Annotated in this window: 13 protein-coding genes and 2 other annotated features; of the genes, 11 read left to right on the top strand and 2 right to left on the bottom strand. The window is 41.1% G+C overall.

Annotated features, from left to right (window positions below; all coding sequences use genetic code 11):
• Positions 1 to 320: 320 nt before the first annotated feature.
• From thrS to QLQ22_RS19020, 6 genes are all read left to right on the top strand, one after another.
• Entirely contained in the window at positions 321 to 2252 is a 1932-nt protein-coding gene (gene thrS, locus QLQ22_RS19045; RefSeq protein WP_284015347.1) for a threonine--tRNA ligase, read from the top strand.
• A gap of 133 nt (positions 2253 to 2385) precedes the next feature.
• Positions 2386 to 2515 (top strand) — a sequence feature (ribosomal protein L20 leader region).
• A gap of 58 nt (positions 2516 to 2573) precedes the next feature.
• Positions 2574 to 3092 (top strand): translation initiation factor IF-3, encoded by a 519-nt coding sequence (gene infC, locus QLQ22_RS19040; RefSeq protein ID WP_180850219.1) that lies wholly within the window; start codon positions 2574 to 2576, stop codon positions 3090 to 3092.
• 21 nt (positions 3093 to 3113) lie between these two features.
• A complete protein-coding gene (gene rpmI / locus QLQ22_RS19035; protein ID WP_029279195.1) occupies positions 3114 to 3314 on the top strand; it encodes a 50S ribosomal protein L35 in 201 nt (66 codons plus the stop codon).
• 27 nt (positions 3315 to 3341) lie between these two features.
• Positions 3342 to 3701, top strand: coding sequence for a 50S ribosomal protein L20 (gene rplT, locus QLQ22_RS19030; RefSeq protein WP_223437118.1), 360 nt, complete (start codon positions 3342 to 3344; stop codon positions 3699 to 3701).
• Between the two features lie 230 nt (positions 3702 to 3931).
• Positions 3932 to 4201: a DUF1294 domain-containing protein gene (locus tag QLQ22_RS19025; protein ID WP_284015346.1), complete on the top strand. Its 270-nt coding sequence runs from the start codon at positions 3932 to 3934 to the stop codon at positions 4199 to 4201.
• Between the two features lie 56 nt (positions 4202 to 4257).
• Positions 4258 to 4866 (top strand): TVP38/TMEM64 family protein, encoded by a 609-nt coding sequence (locus tag QLQ22_RS19020; protein WP_284015345.1) that lies wholly within the window; start codon positions 4258 to 4260, stop codon positions 4864 to 4866.
• Between the two features lie 6 nt (positions 4867 to 4872).
• Here QLQ22_RS19020 and QLQ22_RS19015 read toward each other — a convergent pair whose 3' ends face one another.
• Positions 4873 to 5268: a sigma-w pathway protein ysdB gene (locus QLQ22_RS19015; protein ID WP_223437112.1), complete on the bottom strand. Its 396-nt coding sequence runs from the start codon at positions 5266 to 5268 to the stop codon at positions 4873 to 4875.
• A 138-nt stretch (positions 5269 to 5406) separates the two neighbouring features.
• On the opposite strand from QLQ22_RS19015, the gene QLQ22_RS19010 reads away from it, so the two are divergent.
• A complete protein-coding gene (locus tag QLQ22_RS19010) occupies positions 5407 to 5895 on the top strand; it encodes a dUTP diphosphatase (RefSeq protein ID WP_284015344.1) in 489 nt (162 codons plus the stop codon).
• A gap of 62 nt (positions 5896 to 5957) precedes the next feature.
• The gene (locus QLQ22_RS19005; RefSeq protein ID WP_284015343.1) at positions 5958 to 7043 is read left to right on the top strand and encodes a M42 family metallopeptidase; all 1086 of its coding nucleotides are present in this window, start codon (positions 5958 to 5960) and stop codon (positions 7041 to 7043) included.
• 34 nt (positions 7044 to 7077) lie between these two features.
• Here QLQ22_RS19005 and sspI read toward each other — a convergent pair whose 3' ends face one another.
• Complete coding sequence (gene sspI / locus QLQ22_RS19000) at positions 7078 to 7290, bottom strand: small acid-soluble spore protein SspI (protein WP_029279208.1); 213 nt, start codon at positions 7288 to 7290, stop codon at positions 7078 to 7080.
• Between the two features lie 276 nt (positions 7291 to 7566).
• Here sspI and QLQ22_RS18995 point away from each other — a divergent pair, with 276 nt between their 5' ends.
• The 3 genes from QLQ22_RS18995 to pheT all read left to right on the top strand — a co-directional run bounded on the left by QLQ22_RS18995 (position 7567) and on the right by pheT (position 12632).
• A complete protein-coding gene (locus QLQ22_RS18995) occupies positions 7567 to 8325 on the top strand; it encodes a TrmH family RNA methyltransferase (protein ID WP_223437106.1) in 759 nt (252 codons plus the stop codon).
• A 538-nt stretch (positions 8326 to 8863) separates the two neighbouring features.
• Positions 8864 to 9106: a binding site (T-box leader), on the top strand.
• 62 nt (positions 9107 to 9168) lie between these two features.
• On the top strand, positions 9169 to 10203 hold the full coding sequence (pheS, locus tag QLQ22_RS18990) for a phenylalanine--tRNA ligase subunit alpha (protein ID WP_223437104.1): 1035 nt from the start codon (positions 9169 to 9171) through the stop codon (positions 10201 to 10203).
• A gap of 14 nt (positions 10204 to 10217) precedes the next feature.
• Positions 10218 to 12632 carry a phenylalanine--tRNA ligase subunit beta gene (pheT, locus tag QLQ22_RS18985; RefSeq protein WP_284015342.1) on the top strand — a complete coding sequence of 805 codons (2415 nt, stop codon included), beginning with the start codon at positions 10218 to 10220 and terminating at the stop codon, positions 12630 to 12632.
• Positions 12633 to 12675: the final 43 nt, after the last annotated feature.

Below are 12675 nucleotides of genomic sequence, written 5' to 3'. Positions count from 1 at the left end.
GGAAATGATTCTATAATACGTAGTAAATACATGATAAGTTATGATGAGGACATGAGGGTGTTATCACGGCGCAAAGAGAGGGAAGTCACGGCTGAGAGCTTCCTGGCATGAATAACTCGCTTACCACCTCTAAACTTCAGCTATGAAAGGCATGCTGCCCAGTAATTGCTGACGGGTATTCCCGTTACAGATTTTTTTGAGCCATTCACTGTATTTTGCGGATGGAAACAAGGGTGGAACCACGGCGAATAATCACTCGTCCCTTACTATAGGGACGAGTTTTTTATTTTTTAAAAAATTATATTTAAGGAGTGACAAGGATGTCAGACACTGTAAAAATTTCATTTCCGGACGGAGCTGTAAAGGAATATCAGGCAGGCACAACAACTGAAGATATTGCGGCATCCATCAGCCCGGGGCTTAGAAAAAAATCATTGGCAGGTAAATTCAATGGTGAATTAATTGACTTGAAAACACCAATCAATCAAGATGGCAGCATTGAAATAGTCACATTGGACAGTTCTGATGCATTAGAGATTATCCGTCACAGTTCTGCACACGTACTCGCGCAGGCTATAAAAAGGATCTACAAAGATGTGAAGCTTGGAATTGGCCCGGTTATCGAGAATGGATTCTATTATGACATTGATATGGACCAATCGATTTCTGTTGAAGATCTTCCGGCAATAGAAAAAGAAATGAAAAAAATCATCAATGAAAACATTGAGGTTGTCCGCAAGGAAGTAACGCGGGAAGAAGCAAAAGCCATCTATGAAGAGATTGGCGATAACCTAAAACTAGAACTGCTTGATGCTATCCCTGAAGGCGAAAAGGTGACAATCTATGAACAGGGCGAATTTTTCGATCTTTGCCGCGGAATTCATGTTCCTTCAACTGGAAAATTAAAAGAGTTTAAACTTTTAAGTGTTGCTGGTGCGTACTGGCGCGGAGACAGCAACAATAAAATGCTGCAGCGCATTTATGGCACAGCTTTTATTAAAAAAGCCGACTTAGATGAGCATCTTCGTTTATTGGAAGAAGCGAAAGAGCGCGATCACCGCAAGCTGGGAAAAGAACTGAGCTTATTCACTACATCTCAAAAAGTAGGTCAGGGTCTGCCAATCTGGCTTCCAAAAGGTGCGACAATCCGGCGCATCGTCGAGCGCTACATTGTGGATAAAGAAGAGCGCTTGGGCTATCAGCACGTTTACACTCCTGTTTTGGGAAGTGTGGAGCTGTACAAAACATCAGGTCACTGGGATCATTACCAGGACGACATGTTCCCTGCAATGTCTATGGATAATGAGGATTTAGTTCTTCGTCCAATGAACTGTCCGCACCACATGATGGTTTACAAGCATGATATTCACAGTTACCGCGAGCTTCCGATCCGTGTAGCTGAGCTGGGCACAATGCACCGCTATGAAATGTCAGGTGCACTCAGCGGGCTTCAGCGCGTGCGTGCGATGACACTTAATGATGCACATATCTTTGTCCGTCCGGATCAAATTAAAGACGAGTTTATCCGAGTTGTGAGATTGATTGAAGAAGTATATAAAGATTTTGGAATCAACAATTATTCATTCCGTCTTTCTTACCGCGATCCAGAGGATAAGGAGAAATATTTTGATGATGATGCGATGTGGGAAAAAGCTCAAAGCATGCTGAAGTCAGCAATGGATGAGCTTCAGCTTGATTATTTTGAAGCAGACGGCGAAGCAGCTTTTTATGGTCCAAAGCTTGATGTGCAAGTCCGCACAGCGCTTGGAAAAGATGAAACGCTTTCTACCGTTCAGCTTGACTTCTTATTGCCTGAGCGTTTTGATTTGAATTATGTCGGCGAGGACGGCAAACAGCACCGCCCAGTTGTTATTCACCGCGGGGTAGTATCAACAATGGAACGCTTTGTTGCATTCTTGATTGAAGAATACAAAGGGGCTTTCCCGACTTGGCTCGCTCCGACACAAGTGCAGGTAATTCCGGTTTCACCTTCTGTGCACCTTGATTATGCAAAAAAAGTTCAAGAACTGCTGCAGGCTGAAGGAATCCGCGTAGAGCTTGACGCACGCGATGAAAAGATCGGCTATAAAATCCGTGAGGCGCAAATTCAGAAAACACCTTATATGCTTGTTGTCGGTGATAATGAAGCGGCTGAATCTGCCGTTAATGTCCGCAAATACGGGGAACAAAAATCAGAGACAATTGCTCTAAAAGAGTTTATCGAAGGTATCGTAAAAGAAGTGAAGAGATAAAATCTTCTCAAAAAAAAGTATTGCACATCCAGTAAATGTTTGATACAATTCATTTTGTTGCAATAAACCAGCATGACTTGACAGCGGAAATTTTTTCGTGATATAATTTGCAGGGTAATTGAATAGAAGTTTGTCTTGCAAGCAGAAGCACCCGCTTCTCACCTGATCGACGCATTATTGCAGTCTGCAGGTTTACGACTATATATACTTAGTATACTAAATCGTAGTGTGGGTGTTTTGTGCGCCCACACTTTTTTGTTTTTCAAGAAAGTGTAGCACAAACAATTCATCTGTTCAGTTAAAAATCCTTGGAGGTGGCTAATTATTAGCAAAGACATGATGGTAAACGATGGAATTCGCGCTCGTGAGGTTCGTCTGATTGGTGCAAATGGCGACCAGCTTGGAATTAAATCTCGCCAAGAGGCGCTTGAGATTGCTGCCAGATCGAATCTTGATTTAGTTTTAGTTGCTGCAAACGCGAAACCACCTGTATGTCGTATTATGGACTACGGCAAATTCCGTTTTGAGCAGCAAAAGAAAGATAAAGAAGCACGTAAAAATCAAAAGATCATCAGTATTAAAGAGGTTCGCTTCAGCCCGACAATTGATGAGCATGATTTTAACACAAAACTTAAGAATGCACGCAAGTTCCTTGAAAAAGGAGACAAAGTGAAAGCTTCTATCCGTTTTAAAGGCCGTGCAATCACTCATAAAGAAATTGGTCAACGTGTTTTAGACCGTTTTTCTAAAGCTTGTGAAGATTTAAGTACAATTGAGTCACATCCGAAAATGGATGGACGCAGCATGTTCTTGGTTCTAGCACCTAAAGTAGAAAAGTAAAGATACGAGGAGGAATACCTTATGCCAAAAATGAAAACTCATCGCGGCGCTGCAAAGCGTTTCAAAAAGACTGGATCAGGTAAATTAAAACGTTCACACGCTTATACTAGCCATTTATTTGCTAACAAATCTACAAAAGCAAAACGCAAACTTCGCAAAGGCACTTTAGTAAGCAAAGGCGACTTCAAACGCATCCGTCATTTATTAGATAATATTAAATAATTCGTTTTCACATAGGAGGGAATTGACATGCCAAGAGTAAAAGGCGGTACTGTCTCACGTCAAAGACGTAAAAAAGTTCTTAAATTAGCTAAAGGTTATTACGGTTCAAAACATACATTATATAAAGTTGCTAACCAGCAAGTAATGAAATCATTAATGTATGCTTACCGCGATCGCCGTCAGAAAAAACGCGATTTCCGTCAGCTTTGGATTACTCGTATCAACGCAGCTGCTCGCTTGAATGGTCTTTCTTACAGCCGTTTAATGCATGGCTTAAAGCTTGCTGGCATCGAAGTAAACCGCAAAATGCTTGCTGAGCTTGCTGTAACTGATGCTCAAGCATTTGCTCAATTAGCAGACGCTGCTAAAGCAAAATTAAACAGCTAATCGCTGCAGAAAGGTCATTCTCACCGTTTGAGAATGGCCTTTTTTCTCATTATTTTAAAGTGGATAAGGAAGATAGAATTTTGCGCTTGGATGGCAAACGGAAGCGCCTGACACCTCGGTCAGAACAATTCCGTCAATATAGTCAAACCCGGATTTTTCTGCCGGATTCTTATCTGTCATGCCAGAGTTAAACGGGCACTTGCGCTTTTCTTATAGAAAGGATGAAGATGATGGCGCTTTTGATCAGTTATTACATATTGCTGAATATTTACGGCTTCTATTTAATGGGAGCAGATAAAAATAAAGCTAAAAAGGGACAATGGAGAATTAAAGAAAGCAATCTTTGGCTTATTGGCTTCATTGGGGGAGCGATCGGGCTGACAATTGGAATGAACGCTTTCAGGCACAAAACGAAGCATCAATCTTTTGTTGTCGGTCTGCCTGCTTTAATGATTATTCATTTCTTCCTGTTCGGCTATTTTTTATATAAGATGTCATAATACTGCTTTGAATTAGATACAATTTAGTACACACGATTCTCACAAAAAGTCATCTTATGAACTGCATGAAAGAGGTGAGGACAATCGATCTTGCAACTTCTGCAGTCGTTTCAACGGTTCAGTCAACAGGCTTTCTAGCCCCGCTTTTTTTTATCTTTATGCACATTTTAAGACAGTTTTTGTTCATTCCTGTAGTTGTCATCTGCATCATTGGCGGAATTTTATTTGGCACTCAATTTGGTACCTTTTATTCCATTATTGGCCTGACTGTCGCCAGCATAAGTTTTTATACCCTATCTAAACAATTTCCTTCTTTTTTGGAACGCTTTTCAGGTTTAAAGAAAAAATGGCTTGGAAGATATACAAGACTTTCTGTAGGGCAAATTATTGTACTCAGAATGATCCCGTTCGTTAACTTTTCCATTTTATCGTTATGTATCCTTGATCGGTCGACTTCATTTAAAGACTACGCAAAGCTTTCATTTTGGACTCATATACCTGCAGCTTTTTGTTTTACATCTTTTGGGGCATACTTTGGGAAATTCTCACTTGTTACAACAATCGTATTAATTGGTACGCTGATTTTATTTGTCTATTTGCTGAGAGAAAAAAGAGTTATTATAAAATGGCATGATTTTTTTGCAAAAACCATGCAAAAGCCGTGACCTATGTCACGGCTTTTGGGTTTTTAACAAGAATTCTTTCACGGGACTTTTCCAATCAAGAGCAGCATGAGGATATCGTTCCCTCACTTTTTCTTCTACAAATTCAAAATCAGAGAGGGAGAGCCCTTGAAGTTTACTTAGGCTGCCGGTCCAAATAAAGATGGATACAACCTCAAACGCCTGATCCGTTGTTCCAAGGTATTTCTCGCCTTCGAACAAAACACCCTTGTAAGTCAACAAGAAGTTTTTGCGCACGTTGTCACGCTCATCAAGCAGAAAAAACTGCTTTTTTTCCTGTGCAAGCTCAAGCTTCCGCTTGGGATTCAGCACATATTTTGCTAGGGAATAAAGGACAAAGACAATAAGAACAAGCAAAAGTAATCGTAACAGGATTACTATCATGGCAGTGCCTCCCAAACGTATTTTGTTACAATACGAATGAAGCATTCATAAGGTTTCAGTTTTTTTATGTATGATTAAATTTTTTTGAAGTAAACAAGTGTAAGTGGTAAACTTGGCGGAGTATAGGAGTGATAAACAATGAATTTATTGAAATTATTTGAGATGCAGAAGGATCTTGATTCGAAAATTGAAAAACAGCACGGCCTGGAAGAGGAATCGCTGCTAGAAAAGAAAATTTTAGCTTTGCTTGTTGAAGTTGGCGAACTTGCCAATGAAACAAGGTGCTTTAAATTTTGGAGTTTAAAACCTCCAGCTGAAACTAGTGTCATTCTTGAGGAGTATGTGGATGGCATACATTTCATTTTATCGCTTGGAATTGAGATTGGCATGACAGAGAGTAATGAATTTGAACTGTTCGATGAAGGTGTTTCTTTAACAGCACATTTTGTTCATGTATATGAAAAGATTGCGCAGTTTGAAAAAAGCCATTCTGAAGAACACTATCTAGAACTGTTTCAGCAGTATCTTTTGCTTGGAAAAGTTCTTGGATTTTCAGCTGAAGAAATTGAGGCTGCTTATGTAAAAAAGAATGAAGTAAACCATGATCGTCAAAAACAGGGCTATTAAGATTTTGAATTACTTTCCAGTGTTTAGTATAATAGGAAATAGTAAAAGAGGGGGGTAAATGAATGGCGAAATTAGATGAAACACTGCAGATGCTGAAAGATTTAACAGATGCAAAAGGCATTCCCGGCAATGAAAGAGAGCCGAGAGAAGTCATGAGGAAATACATAACGGCATATGCCGATGAAGTAACAACAGACGGTCTTGGGAGCTTAATCGCCAAAAAAACAGGCAAAGAAGGCGGCCCGAAAATTATGGTTGCCGGCCACTTAGATGAGGTTGGCTTTATGGTCACTCAAATTGATGATAAAGGATTTCTTCGTTTTCAGACGGTAGGCGGATGGTGGTCACAGGTTATGCTTGCACAGCGTGTGACAATCACTACAAAAAAAGGAGATGTTACAGGTGTTATCGGTTCTAAACCGCCGCATATCCTTCCTCCTGAAATGAGAAAAAAACCGGTCGACATTAAAGATATGTTTATTGATATCGGGGCATCAAGCCGTGAAGAAGCAATGGAGTTCGGTGTATTGCCTGGAGATCAAATCGTCCCGTATTTTGAATTTACGGTTATGAACAATGAAAAGATGCTGCTTGCGAAAGCGTGGGATAACCGCATCGGCTGTGCAATTGCAATTGATGTCTTAAAAGGGCTGAAAGATGCTGAACATCCAAACGTTGTATATGGTGTGGGTACGATTCAAGAGGAAGTAGGGCTTCGCGGAGCACGTACGTCTGCACATGCTATTCAGCCTGATATTGGATTTGGCGTTGATGTTGGAATCGCAGGTGATACACCAGGAATTTCAGAGAAGGAAGCATCAAGTAAAATGGGTGAAGGCCCGCAAATTATTCTTTATGACGCATCAATGGTGTCTCATAAAGGATTGCGTGATTTTGTAGTCGGTGTTGCCGATGAACTCAGCATCCCATATCAATTTGACGCGATTGCAGGCGGAGGAACAGACTCAGGTGCAATCCATATGACAGCGAATGGCGTTCCTGCTCTTTCCATTACAATTGCTACTAGATATATCCATTCTCATGCTGCCATGCTGCATCGGGATGATTATGAAAATGCAGTGAAATTAATTACTGAGGTTATTAAACGTCTAGACGAAGAAACCGTTAAAACGATTACCTTTGATTAAATAACATAAAAATGCTGGGCAGTCTGCCCAGCATTTATTTCTTCTTTAAACCCTCTTCAAGAATCGTCAGCATTTCATTTTTCTCATCCTCGCTGGAATTCTGCCAGATTACTTCGAACAGAACGCCTAAGCCAGGAAGCATTTTTTCTTCGCCGTTTTGAATCGCATCTACAATCGTATCCTCAAGCTGACCTTGATCATTGCCTGATACATTTGAGATAATGGCATTTCTTAAATTTAAATCCATGATAATCACTCCACCTCTTATAATATTTACCTATCTATATCCTGCGTTATTTTGTGTTTTTTATGTATGTTTTATAAGATATAATATAGAAAAGTGAAAATGCCCGTTTAGCTCCGACAGACCGGAAAGGCTCCGCCATAAAAGCCCGGTTTTGACATTTATGGCGAAGCCGTTCTGGACAAGAAGCAGGGCGGCCAGCAGACAATAGTTAAAAGCAGAATATTAAAAGGTCCATTAATTATATAGAAGAAAAGCGGCTATAAAGGAGCAGTAATCGTGAAACGAATTGAATCTGTACAAAATCAAAAGGTAAAGCAATGGCGTAAATTACATACCAAAAAAGAACGTGACACAACGAATACATTTTTAATTGAAGGCTTGCATTTAGTAGAAGAAGCCTTAAAAGATAAATCAGTGATTAAAGAATTGATCATTTCAGAAGAAGCATCCATTCCATCACATTGGAATGCGGATGATCTGCCGATTATATATGTCACGAAAGAAATCATGAAAGCAATCTCTGAAACAGAATCCCCGCAGGGTGCAGCTGCAGTCTGTGTTCAATCAGAAAAGCACGAAATAAGTGCCTGGAAAAAGGTCGTGCTGATAGATGCCATTCAGGACCCGGGCAATCTGGGAACAATCATCAGGACTGCAGATGCAGCAGGGATGGATGGGGTCATACTTGGAGACGGAACCGTGGATGCATACAATTCAAAGGTTGTCCGTTCCAGTCAGGGATCAATCTTTCATATTCCAATCGTAAAAAGAAAATTGAATCAGGCAATCCCAGAGCTTAAACAGCAAAATGTCTCTATATATGGAACCTCGCTTCAAAATGGCGTTGATTATCGTAAAACCGAAGCAGCACCTTCATTTGGTCTGCTTATTGGCAATGAGGGAAGCGGAGTAAATAAAGAATATCTTCAGCAAACTGATCAAAATCTTTACATTCCGATTCTAGGAAAAGCAGAATCCTTAAATGCAGGAATTGCAGCGGGCATTCTAATGTATCATTGTATTGGGAATCAATAAAAATAGTGAAATTTTCTCAACTTCAAATTTACGGAGCTAATAAATTTGGAGTTTTTACAAAATAGAAAAGAAAACGGCTAAAACAAAAATAAACGGCTAAATTAATTCCAGAATCCGCTAAATAAAACGGATGTTCCGCCAGTAAATATGAAGTTTTGGCTAATAAAATTTCATATTTGGCTAAATGTTCTGCCAATCTGAGCTTGGTTAGCAGTTTTATTAGAGATTTTAGAAGTCATGCCGCATTCGCTTTGCCTCCTAGCCCCTCGGTCAGGAACGCAATCCCCGATAAAGTCAAACCCGGACTTTTCCGGGGGTTTTTTATCTGTCATGCCTGAGCTAACCAAGCGGTTCCGCTTTTCGGTGTTGTCCAGCTCCATCGCCCAGCTCCTCGGCCAGAACGGATCCGCCAGTAAAGGCAAAAAGCGCCTTTTCTGTCGGATCCTTATCTGTCATGCCTGAGCTAAACGGGCGATTCCGCTTTTCTAGTCTTGCATGAACATATTCTTTTCATTATAATAAGATACAGTTACATACTCTAACAGTGATGATAGAGAAGAGTAGTTTACGGGAGCGTCAATCAGGGAGAAAATGCCGGTGACTGAGAGCATTTTTTTGACAGCAGTAAATGAATTCACCTCTTTAGCTGGCATCAGGACCATTCGGTTTTTGAATGTAAAGATGTTCCGGATCAATTCCGTTATCTTAGAACGAAGTGAACAGCTGTTTCTTTTTGGGCTGTTAACAAGGGTGGTACCGCGATATTCAACTCGTCCCTTTTTTGGGCGGGTTTTTTATTTTGGAAAAAAATGAGCAATCATTTGAAATAAAGGAGGAAACAGCATGCAGGAGCAACTGAAACAGCTTCAGTTAGAAGCACTTGAAAAAATACAAACAGCTAATGATTTAAAAAGCCTGAATGACATCCGTGTCTCATACTTAGGCAAAAAAGGACCGATTACAGAAGCGCTTCGCGGTATGGGAAAACTATCTGCAGAAGAGCGTCCGTTAATGGGTGCCCTTGCAAATGAGGTCCGCGAAAGCATTGCAACAAGCATTGCAGCAAAACAGGAGGGACTGGAGGAAGCTGCGGTTGAGGAAAAATTGGCAGCAGAAACAATCGATGTAACACTTCCTGGGCGCCCGGTCCGATCAGGAAACCATCATCCTATTACAGCAGTTATTGAGGAAATTGAAGATCTTTTCCTCGGAATGGGTTATTCAGTTGAAGAAGGCCCTGAAGTTGAAACGGATTATTATAACTTTGAAGCATTGAACCTTCCTAAAGGACATCCTGCAAGGGATATGCAGGATTCATTCTACATTACTGATGAAACGCTGCTTCGTACACACACATCCCCGGTTCAGGCTAGAACGATGCAAAAGTATAAAGGGCAAGGTCCTGTTAAAATTATCTGTCCGGGTAAAGTGTACCGCCGCGACAACGACGATGCGACACATTCTCATCAATTCACTCAAATTGAAGGGTTAGTGATCGATGAAAACATCAGCATGAGCGATTTAAAAGGAACACTGGAAGCCTTTGCTAAAAAGATGTTTGGAGAGGACAGAGAAATTCGTTTGCGCCCAAGTTTCTTCCCATTTACGGAGCCTTCAGTCGAGATTGATGTTTCATGCTTTGCATGCGGAGGACATGGATGCAATGTATGTAAGGGAACTGGCTGGATTGAAATTTTAGGTGCAGGAATGGTTCATCCGAACGTGCTTGAAATGGCTGGATTTGACTCGAAAAAGTACAGTGGATTTGCATTTGGAATGGGACCTGAGCGCATTGCCATGCTGAAATACGGTATTGATGATATTCGCCACTATTACACCAATGATGTACGTTTCTTAAAACAATTTAAAAGAGCATAAAAGGAGGTTTACCGATGTTTGTTTCATATAAATGGCTGCAGAATTACGTTGATCTCAGCGGAATATCAGCAGAAGAACTGGCAGAAAAGATTACTAGAAGCGGGATTGAAGTAGAAGGTGTTGAAGCGCTGAACGAGGGTATGAGCGGTGTTGTCATCGGTCATGTGCTTGAAAAAGAACAACACCCTAATGCAGATAAACTGAACAAATGTTTAGTCGATGTCGGGGGAGAACTGCCTGTACAAATCATTTGCGGTGCTGCAAATGTCGATAAAGGCCAAAAAGTAGCAGTTGCAACTGTGGGTGCAGTTCTTCCTGGAAACTTTAAGATTAAAAAAGCTAAGCTGCGCGGTGAAGAATCAAACGGAATGATCTGTTCTCTTCAGGAGCTCGGAATTGAGTCAAAGCTTGTGGCAAAAGAATTTTCTGAAGGGATTTTTGTATTCCCGAATGACGTTCAGCCAGGTGCAGATGCTCTAGCTGAACTGAGCCGAGATGATCAGATTCTTGAACTGGGGTTAACTCCGAACCGTTCAGATTGCTTAAGCATGCTTGGTGTCGCACACGAGGTAGCGGCGATTTTAGGAAGAAGTGTCACATATCCTGATCTTACACATGAGGAAGCTTCTGAAAAGGCATCTGATTTTATTACTGTAGCTGTAGAGGCTAAAGAAGAGAATCCTTTATATGTAGCTAAAGTGATCCGCAATGTACGAATTGCTCCATCACCTCTTTGGCTTCAAACAAGGTTAATGGCTGCAGGAATTCGTCCGCACAATAATGTTGTGGATATTACCAACTATGTATTAATCGAATACGGTCAGCCTTTGCATGCATTTGACTATGACCGCTTAGGTTCAAAAGAAATTCTTGTTCGTCTTGCTGAAGCAGGGGAAGAAATCATCACACTAGATGGACAGAAACGTGTCCTTACTCCTGAACATCTTGTTATCACAAATGGCAAAGAGCCTGTTGCTCTAGCAGGCGTGATGGGCGGAGAAAATTCTGAAGTTCATTCAGATACAACAACGATCCTGCTTGAGTCTGCGTACTTCAACGGTCAAACCGTCCGCAAAGCTTCCAAGGATCATGGGCTTCGCAGTGAAGCAAGTGCGCGTTTTGAAAAGGGCGTTGATCCAAACCGTGTCCGCGCTGCAGCAGAACGTGCAGCCCAATTAATGATGGAGCTTGCAGGCGGAGAAGTATTAAATGGATCTGCAGAAGTGAACTGTTTAGAAGCAGAGCCTGCTGTTGTCAGCATTCATGTGGATAAAATCAACAAAGTGCTCGGAATGAACATATCAGTAAATGAAATTCAGTCGATCTTCACTCGTCTTGGCTTTGAAATAAAGGAAGATAACGGAACGTTTACAGTTACTGTTCCGACAAGACGCGGAGACATTACGATTGAAGAAGATTTAATTGAAGAGGTAGCAAGACTGTATGGCTATGATAATATTCCATCAACATTCCCGGTCAGCGCATCTTCACCAGGCAGACTGACTGAATATCAGTATAACCGCCGCAAAGCTCGCCGTTATCTGGAAGGAGCAGGCTTGTACCAAGCGATTACGTATTCTTTAACAAGTGAAGAAAAAGCATCTCAATTTGCTCTTGAAGCATCAGATTATACTCGTCTTGCTATGCCGATGAGCGAAGAGCGCAGCGTACTCCGCTTAAGCTTGGTTCCGCATTTGCTGGAAACACTGAAATACAATCTTGCTCGTCAAAATGACCAAGTAGCGCTTTATGAAATGAGTTCGGTTTTCATTTCAAATGGAGCAGGAGAACAGCCTGTTGAAAAAGAGCGACTAAGCGGTGCTGTTACTGGTTTGTGGCATTTAAATCAATGGCAGGGCGAAAAGAAGCCTGTTGATTTCTATGTAGTAAAAGGAATTCTTGATGGATTGTTTGATGTCCTTGGGCTGAAAGAGCAAATCACATACAAACAAGCTAAGCGCGATGGGCTGCATCCGGGACGTACCGCAGAAATCTTGCTAAATGGGATCACTGCAGGATTCATCGGCCAAGTTCATCCAAAGCTTCAAAAACAAATGGATCTAACTGAAACATATGTATTTGAACTTGCTTTACAGCAGCTGCTGGAGACGAATCTGGAAGAATTAAAGTTTTCCGTGATTCCTCGTTTCCCTTCAATGACAAGGGATATTGCCCTTGTTGTTGACAGAGAAATTGTCGCAGGAGATCTTAAAGAAACAATTTCTGAAGCAGGCGGAAAGCTTCTAAAAGAAGTGTCTGTATTCGATCTATATGAAGGGGATAAACTGGAAGAAAATAAAAAGTCGCTCGCCTTCTCTCTGCGCTATTTCGACCCGGAGCGCACATTAACTGATGAAGAAGTAACGAAAGCTCATGAAAAAGTGCTTCGTGCAGTTGAAGAGAAATACGCAGCTGTGCTGAGAGGTTAATGAATCACATGAAAAGCAGTGAAATCTAATGAGATTTCACTGC

The organism is Metabacillus hrfriensis (assembly GCF_030127205.1).
Taxonomy (GTDB): Bacteria; Bacillota; Bacilli; order Bacillales; family Bacillaceae; genus Bacillus_P; species Bacillus_P dongyingensis.
Note: the sequence above shows the minus strand (reverse complement) of the source record. Positions and strands in the feature narration are given on the sequence as shown.

Bases quoted from the DNA above. Each gene is read 5' to 3' on its own strand.
- thrS (WP_284015347.1), top strand. From the start codon at position 321: ATGTCAGACACTGTAAAAATTTCATTTCCGGACGGAGCTGTAAAGGAA.
- rpmI (WP_029279195.1), top strand. From the start codon at position 3,114: ATGCCAAAAATGAAAACTCATCGCGGCGCTGCAAAGCGTTTCAAAAAG.
- rplT (WP_223437118.1), top strand. From the start codon at position 3,342: ATGCCAAGAGTAAAAGGCGGTACTGTCTCACGTCAAAGACGTAAAAAA.
- QLQ22_RS19025 (WP_284015346.1), top strand. From the start codon at position 3,932: ATGGCGCTTTTGATCAGTTATTACATATTGCTGAATATTTACGGCTTC.
- QLQ22_RS19020 (WP_284015345.1), top strand. From the start codon at position 4,258: ATGAACTGCATGAAAGAGGTGAGGACAATCGATCTTGCAACTTCTGCA.
- QLQ22_RS19015 (WP_223437112.1), bottom strand. From the start codon at position 5,268: ATGATAGTAATCCTGTTACGATTACTTTTGCTTGTTCTTATTGTCTTT.
- QLQ22_RS19010 (WP_284015344.1), top strand. From the start codon at position 5,407: ATGAATTTATTGAAATTATTTGAGATGCAGAAGGATCTTGATTCGAAA.
- QLQ22_RS19005 (WP_284015343.1), top strand. From the start codon at position 5,958: ATGGCGAAATTAGATGAAACACTGCAGATGCTGAAAGATTTAACAGAT.
- sspI (WP_029279208.1), bottom strand. From the start codon at position 7,290: ATGGATTTAAATTTAAGAAATGCCATTATCTCAAATGTATCAGGCAAT.
- pheS (WP_223437104.1), top strand. From the start codon at position 9,169: ATGCAGGAGCAACTGAAACAGCTTCAGTTAGAAGCACTTGAAAAAATA.
- pheT (WP_284015342.1), top strand. From the start codon at position 10,218: ATGTTTGTTTCATATAAATGGCTGCAGAATTACGTTGATCTCAGCGGA.